Consider the following 6,784-nt stretch of genomic DNA (forward strand, 5'->3'; position numbering starts at 1 on the left):
TTTTATGAACTCAGCAATTGCTGCGAATTATTGTTTGTATATTATGGTGTTACAGATCTTTCTTATATGCATCAATATGCTTTGTTGATTGTTTCGCGTCATTTTTTATCCGCGCTACTAGGCGGAGATCAGTTTCTCTTACATGTAATTTAGTGTTTTGTGCTAAATCCTTTTGCTGGTCTGAGTTGTTTGCTGTTTTCTTCCGTTTTCTGCTCAGGATCAAGGTTTGATTTTTAGCATATGCCAATAATATGGCCATTGTTGGCATATGCCAGAAATGAGGACTTCATGCCCAGACCAAAAATACACCGCCGGATAGGTTGCCGCCCGGCCTACAGTTGTTTTAAACCTAACGGCGTGCCGATGTCACAGCTGGAAAGCATTTCTCTAGCCCCTGATGAACTGGAAGCCATTAGGCTTGTGGATCTCGATGGCCTGCAACAGCAGGCTGCTGCAGAGAAACTTGGTGTTTCGCGGCAGACATTAGGCAATATTATTGCCCGTGCGCGGCATAAAGTTGCACAAGCACTGGTAAAAGGGAGAGCGCTGGAACTTCAGCCGGATTCATCATCATCTAACATTTCACAGCCGGTTGATAATAAGCGGCAGGATAAAGAAAAGGAGCGTTAACATGTCGCGAGCAATTGCGGTTACGCCACGTAATGAAGTGGCCGGGCATTTTGGTAAAGCTGCTGCTTTTTTGGTATTTGATGAACAGGGTCAATTGGTTACTACGCTGGAAAATACCGGGAGCCGCGAGATCGGCTGCAAACACAAAAAGCGTCTTCAGCGTCAGCTAAGCGATCTGGGCGTGAGCGAAATAATGCTGGGAAATGTCGGCAAGCGTTCACTGGCTAGGTTACTGCAGGCTGGTTTCTCGGTAACCCGTGTGCCTGTACGGAGCCAGGTTTCTGCGGTGCTGGGCGGTAGTATTGTCGGAGAGCAACTGACATCGCCTGAGCAGGGGCGGCCGTGCAAACGGGAGAAAGGAGATTGTGGCTGTGGTTGTGGCAGTAAGAAGAAACCGGCACCAGTCAAAATTGGTACAGCAATGAATACTAAACTGTCATTGTCGGGTCTGACTAAGGTGGGAGGACTAAAATTATGACTTTCTTGCTAACAGTAATGATTTTTCTGCTGGTTATTGTTGCCATGGCGATAGGCTGGATTGTGAAGAAGAAAACCATTAAGGGCAGTTGCGGCGGCCTTGCCGGAGTCGGGGTCGAAAAGGAGTGTAACTGCGACGAGACGTGTGATAGCCACAAGCTGTATCAGATCAGCGAGCCTGAAAAAAAGTGATCCCGGCCGGGATCACTTAGCTGTGCTGTCGCAGTACCGCAACGCGTTTGGTGATGGTTTCGCTGACTATCTGACGTAGCCATTCAACTCTCGGGTGGCTGCCATTTCGGCGTAGCCACAACATGTTGATATCAAAATCAGGGATCTTCACCGGTGGCGGACACTGGGTGAGGTTATCATGAAAAATATCGACACGAGCCATCAGGGTCGACACGACACAAATCAGATTCCGTCCTGTTAGTAAGTGACGAATTGTCATGAAGTTACTCGAGCCGACAGCAATATGACGGCTAACTCCCTGTTGTTGCAGCTGACTATCAACAGCACTGGCGAGCTTGCCATCGGGAGTCACAAGCGCCTGTGGCGTTGCGACGTAATGGGCCAGATCGATAGGCGCTGATAACCCGGTGGCCGGGCTGTCGAACAGGCAGACATGATCTTCGGTATAAAGATACTGGCTGTCGAACTCCTTCGGCAAATCCTTCATGGAGCCAATAACCAGGTTGATTTTCTGCTCTTCAATGGCGGACTGGTAATTGTTGCGATCCACATTGCAGAAGCTGAGCTGGCACTGGGGAGCCTGTGTGGTAATCGCATCGAACAGGGCCGGGGCAAACAAAAGCTCGGCATAGTCGGTAAGGCCGATACGGAAGCTGCCTTGATAGTCCTGGGGGGTAAAATCGCTCGGCTGAAGGATCTCGGTGGTGACAAGGTGAAGAATATTATCGATGACAGGAGCCAGCTCGACAGCCTTGTCGGTTGCGATCATCTGGTGTCCCTGACGTTCGAACAGCGGATCATTGATCAGTGCCCGCAGCCGCGACAGGTTATGGCTCATGGCAGACTGCCCGATGGATAACCTGGCTGCAGCCTTGGTGACGCTCCGGGTCTCCATCAGGGCGGAAAATGCAATTAAGAGGTTTAGGTCGACCCCCCGCCAGTTGATATTCTTCACGCTTGTTCCTATTCCCTTGATCAGCGACAGATATCGGCAAACATGGGATCGCACAGCAATAGCAGATCCTCGGTTTCTAATTCGACGCCGGCCATACGATCACCGCTGCTGATATTCACTTTGTGGTGCTTTTTGATGCTGTGATCAAAAATGACCGGCAGCGGACGTTTCAGTCCGACCGGTGCCACGGTACCGATCACCAGGCCCGTGACTTTTTCGACATCGCTGGCATCGGCGCAGGTCATACGGCGACAGCCAAACATGGCACGGACTTTTTTCGGATCAACTTGCGCGGGGCCCGGCACGCAGGCCAGCACATGGAATCCGCCCATGTCTCTGAGCAGGATGGATTTGACCATCTGCTCGGGGTTTACCCCACGTTCCTGGGCCGCTTCATCAATGGTCCTGGCTGGCTTGGTATGGGGCAGGAGGCGGTATTCGACGCCTTCTTGCTCCAGATAGAATGTGACAGGTGTTTGCATTGCTTATTGATCATCTTCCAGCGAGTAAGGCAGTGGCATCTTGTGCCAAATTGATGTCTGCCCGGCAAGGCGGAACTGGCTGTCGTCATCCAGATCGTTGGGTAGACCGACAAGCGCTATCGCCTGATCGTCGGTAAATTTGTAGGCAGCGATAAGGGTACCGCCCTTACGCCAGTTTTCACCGACACTGCGCTCAAGGGCATCACCCGGCTGCGGGCATTGCTCAGCTTCACCGTGAACGATATACATGGCCCGCTTGTTAATACCGCGGTACTTGGCCCGTGCCACGGTTTCTTGTCCGGTATAGCAGCCTTTTTTGAAGCTAATGCCGTCAAGGGCCTGTAAGTTCATTGCCTGGGGGATGAACTCCAGTTCGATTGCCGCATCGACACGCGGGATTGCGTGCTGGATGTCGTAGAGATCCCACAGTGTACTGTCGGACAGTTCTGCGCCTGTTGCCAGCTTCTCGGCGATGGTTTCAGCCTGATCTGCCGCAACGGCAATAAGCCAGCGCTGCTGATCAATCTGTACCGCGGTCCCGCCAGGAATGGCGCGGACATCACCTTCACCGCCAAACTCACGTTCAATCACCTCTCCAGCCTTGTTACCGGTCAGGCCTAGCAGAACATCGCTGCTTTGTTCGATGTCGACCTTGGAAAAGATGGCATATTTTTTCAGTTCAGGCAGTTGGGTGGCCATAACGCTCTGGCGCTGAAAGAAACCGTAGCCATCACGGTGGTGGAATAAGCGAAATACGGTACGCATCTTGCCCTTGGCATCGCAATGGGCTCCCAGGGTAGACTGCTCGGCTGCGAGGCCGACGACATCGCAGGTTACCTGGCCGTGCAGGTAGGATTTCTTGTCTTCGCCCACCAGGGTGATCAGGCCCCAGTCAGCGAGATCGACCAGTGCCAGCTCCGGCAGGTTGTCTTGCGAAGATAATGCAATAGGTTTGAAATTCAGAACGTTTGACCAGGTGCTCATAGGATTTCCATGATGTGCTGGTAACTTGCCGGAGGCTTTGTTCTTCTCGGCCAGAGAATCGGCAGAGCAATGGCGGCGAGTTACTTTGGTTGGGTGAATATCTCTGTTCCTGCTATGTTAAATCGCTGGCAGCGATTTGTCAGCCCAAATACCTGATTAGTTTGACTGGTTATTATTGATCATAGGTCTCATCTTAGTGCATTGCTTGTTCCTGCGCATAGTCGGCCTGGGCCTTGGCTGCTAGTATTGGGCAAATTGTAAAACGACCATATTGAACGTTGAGGTTGTATATGTTGAGTGCAGATGAAAAAGCACGGGTAAAGTGGGCATGCCGCCGCGGCATGCTGGAGTTGGATGTGATCATCATGCCGTTTTTCGAAGAGTGCTTTGATGATCTGTCCGAGCAGGAGCAGCGGGACTTTATTTCTTTGCTGACTTGCGATGATCCGGATCTGTTTACATGGGTTATGCAGCACGGTCGGAGTGACAACCCTGCCCATGCGGCGATGGTGGACAGAATTGTCGCCCACAACAACAGCAAGCTTCGCTGATCTTGATATAACCCCGTCTCGATTAATGGCTGCCGCACTGACACTCCTCTATGTTGGTGCGGCAAGCCTGTTATTGCTTTCCTGGTTTCGTCACACTCTTCCTTTTCCGCTGGTCATTGTCTGCCTGGAGTTCTTATGGTTCGAATGGCTGCAGCGCCTGATTGATTGCCGTCTGATGCAGGGAAGGCTGGTGGTTAAATCGTCCGGTGAACTGCAATGGCAGCGGCAACACTGGGTAATTGAACGGGTCAAAATTCGCTCTCGCTATCTGCTGCTTTGGCGACTGCGTCAGAATGATCAGCGACGCTGGTTATTGATTTGTCATGATGCATGTGAAGAAGCGGAATATCGTTCGCTGTCTTTAATATGCCATCACTTGGTTATTGATTCGGACAGTAAATAATAAATATAAAATTTATTTTTGCGGTTGATTTGATCGAAATCTAATTACCTTTCAGTATTTTATTCCTTGTTTTGCGCTTTTTGGCTATTCGCCATAACCTTCATTCCCTAAAGGTATTGCCCTCAGGGCCGATATCTTTTTTCGTAATAGCACTGCCGAAACACGGTTATCTGCCCATACCTGGCGCAGGTGATTAGGCAAGGACGATGTAGAAATGAAAATTAAATATAAATTATTAGGACTTACCGCCCTGGCGGTTGTCGCTCTTTTGGCTGTATTGGGAATGACCTGGAAGGCGAATGAGCGGGTAATGAAGATCAATGACTCTAGCGCGGCAGTTAGCCAGCTAGAGGTAGTTTTGCTTAACTTGCGCCGTAACGAGAAAGATTTCCTGATGCGGATGGATATGAAATATCAGGGCAAGTTCCAGAAAAACTATGATGCCTTTCAATCTCAGCTGACTGTGTTGAAAGGCGATCTAGCGTCGTTGTCTATTGCTATTCCGAGCCTTGAAACCTTGCCGGGTGCGATGCAGAACTACCAGGAAGGGATGATGGCCCTGATCAAGGGCTATCAGCAACTTGGGCTTACGTCTTCTGATGGCTTGTACCGTGATTTTTTTGAATATTCAGAGCAGCTGGTTAATGCCGCCAGTGATCAGGATCGAGACATTTTGGAAGCCTACAGTGTCGAAGAGGCGGCCAAGCTATTTCTTGTGACGGGTAATAAAGAATATCTCGAGGCCTATCAGGCGGCCTCTGCCCGCTATAGCCAAAAGCTAGCCGATGATTTTGGGCTAGTCTATACCCGTTTTGCCGATACGACTGAAAAAATCATTACCCAGCAGAAAACAATCGGCTTAAACCATAACCTCGGGCTGCGAGGAGAAATTCGCAAGCAGTCTCATATGGTTGAAAAAGTATTCTCTGAAGTTGTTAATCAACTGGAGGAGAAGGTTATTGCCGAGCGGAGCTTGATCAGCCAGCTAACCATAGCAGCAGTGTTGGTTGTGGTTATCGCATTGGTCAGTCTGTCATGGTTTATCAGTCAGTCTATCCAGCGTCGCATAGAGACACTGAGCCAGCTGATGGCCAGTATTGCAGCGAGCAATGATCTTACCCAAACCGCCGATGAGAGCGGGAATGATGAGCTGGGTGAAATGGCAACGAACTTTAACGGCCTGTTGGCAAGCTTGCGTAATCTGGTAGGCAATGTGCAGGGAGCCGTTACCGAGCTGGGCGCTGCATCAGAACAGCTGCAGAGTCGTAGCCAGGAGTCGGAAAAGGCGATGGAGCAACAGCAGTCGGAAACCGACTCGGTGGCAACAGCGATCACCGAAATGGGAGTCACAATCCGTGAGATCGCCTCGAATACCGAAAATGCGGCAGCCAATGCCGACCAGAGCTATAACGGGGCGCAGGAAGGCCTGAATGAGGTGATTGCAACCAAAGAGCGTATTCGGGCCCTTTCTGACGATCTTTCACAGACCAGCGACGAGGTGGCCAGCCTGTCGACGTTGTCTGAAAACATTGGTTCGGTATTGGATGTGATCATGGCCATTGCTGAGCAGACCAACCTGCTGGCACTGAATGCAGCGATTGAGGCAGCACGTGCCGGTGAGCAGGGGCGGGGCTTTGCTGTCGTGGCGGACGAGGTGCGTTCTCTGGCATTGCGTACCCGTCAATCGACGGAGGAAATCACGACGATCATCGCTTCGTTGCAGGAGCAAACCGATCAGGTGGTGGTCCATATCGGGCGTTGCCGTGAGCAGGGTGATCTGAGTGTGACCCAGGCTGACAGTGCAGAAGTTCGGATCAACCAGATCATGAGCGATATGCAGCTGATCATGGATACCAGTACGCAGATTGCGGCAGCAGTCGAGCAGCAAAGCCTGGTGTCAGATGAAATTGGCCAGAACGTCACTTCGATCCGTGATATTACCAATCTTAACTCCTCGGTGGCGCATGAGAATGCCCTGGCAGCCAACGCGGTAGCTAATCAGGCTTCGTCGCTTGATGAGGCCATTGCGGAATTTAAGGTGTAGCCTGAGACCGTGTAGGTTGGGTCTGGATACTAAAAGCGAGAAGTGGTCACTTCTCGCTTTTTTTGT

At 50.9% G+C, this 6,784-nt stretch carries 9 protein-coding genes; 6 read left to right on the plus strand and 3 right to left on the minus strand.

Annotated features, from left to right (window positions below; translation table 11 throughout):
- Positions 1 to 288: 288 nt before the first annotated feature.
- From MHN01_RS12215 to nqrM, 3 genes are read left to right on the plus strand one after another with little or no spacing between them, the layout of a single operon-like run.
- Positions 289 to 630 (plus strand): DUF134 domain-containing protein, encoded by a 342-nt coding sequence (locus MHN01_RS12215; RefSeq protein ID WP_239411603.1) that lies wholly within the window; start codon positions 289 to 291, stop codon positions 628 to 630.
- Position 631: 1 nt separating this feature from the next.
- A complete protein-coding gene (locus MHN01_RS12220; protein WP_239411604.1) occupies positions 632 to 1,108 on the plus strand; it encodes a NifB/NifX family molybdenum-iron cluster-binding protein in 477 nt (158 codons plus the stop codon).
- Entirely contained in the window at positions 1,105 to 1,299 is a 195-nt protein-coding gene (nqrM, locus tag MHN01_RS12225; RefSeq protein WP_239411605.1) for a (Na+)-NQR maturation NqrM, read from the plus strand. Before MHN01_RS12220 ends, nqrM begins: the two co-directional genes overlap by 4 nt.
- Positions 1,300 to 1,315: 16 nt before the next feature.
- Here nqrM and MHN01_RS12230 read toward each other — a convergent pair whose 3' ends face one another.
- From MHN01_RS12230 to ygfZ, 3 genes are read right to left on the minus strand one after another with little or no spacing between them, the layout of a single operon-like run.
- Entirely contained in the window at positions 1,316 to 2,254 is a 939-nt protein-coding gene (locus MHN01_RS12230; protein WP_239411606.1) for a LysR substrate-binding domain-containing protein, read from the minus strand.
- 20 nt (positions 2,255 to 2,274) lie between these two features.
- A complete protein-coding gene (locus MHN01_RS12235; protein ID WP_239411607.1) occupies positions 2,275 to 2,736 on the minus strand; it encodes an aminoacyl-tRNA deacylase in 462 nt (153 codons plus the stop codon).
- Between the two features lie 3 nt (positions 2,737 to 2,739).
- On the minus strand, positions 2,740 to 3,720 hold the full coding sequence (gene ygfZ, locus MHN01_RS12240) for a tRNA-modifying protein YgfZ (protein ID WP_239411608.1): 981 nt from the start codon (positions 3,718 to 3,720) through the stop codon (positions 2,740 to 2,742).
- Positions 3,721 to 4,010: 290 nt separating this feature from the next.
- On the opposite strand from ygfZ, the gene MHN01_RS12245 reads away from it, so the two are divergent.
- From MHN01_RS12245 to MHN01_RS12255, 3 genes are all read left to right on the plus strand, one after another.
- Positions 4,011 to 4,271: a succinate dehydrogenase assembly factor 2 gene (locus MHN01_RS12245; RefSeq protein ID WP_239411609.1), complete on the plus strand. Its 261-nt coding sequence runs from the start codon at positions 4,011 to 4,013 to the stop codon at positions 4,269 to 4,271.
- A complete protein-coding gene (locus MHN01_RS12250) occupies positions 4,240 to 4,674 on the plus strand; it encodes a protein YgfX (RefSeq protein WP_239411610.1) in 435 nt (144 codons plus the stop codon). Before MHN01_RS12245 ends, MHN01_RS12250 begins: the two co-directional genes overlap by 32 nt.
- 214 nt (positions 4,675 to 4,888) lie before the next feature.
- Positions 4,889 to 6,718 (plus strand): methyl-accepting chemotaxis protein, encoded by a 1,830-nt coding sequence (locus MHN01_RS12255; RefSeq protein WP_239411611.1) that lies wholly within the window; start codon positions 4,889 to 4,891, stop codon positions 6,716 to 6,718.
- Positions 6,719 to 6,784: the final 66 nt, after the last annotated feature.

The organism is Photobacterium sp. OFAV2-7 (genome assembly GCF_022347985.1).
GTDB lineage: Bacteria > Pseudomonadota > Gammaproteobacteria > Enterobacterales > Vibrionaceae > Photobacterium.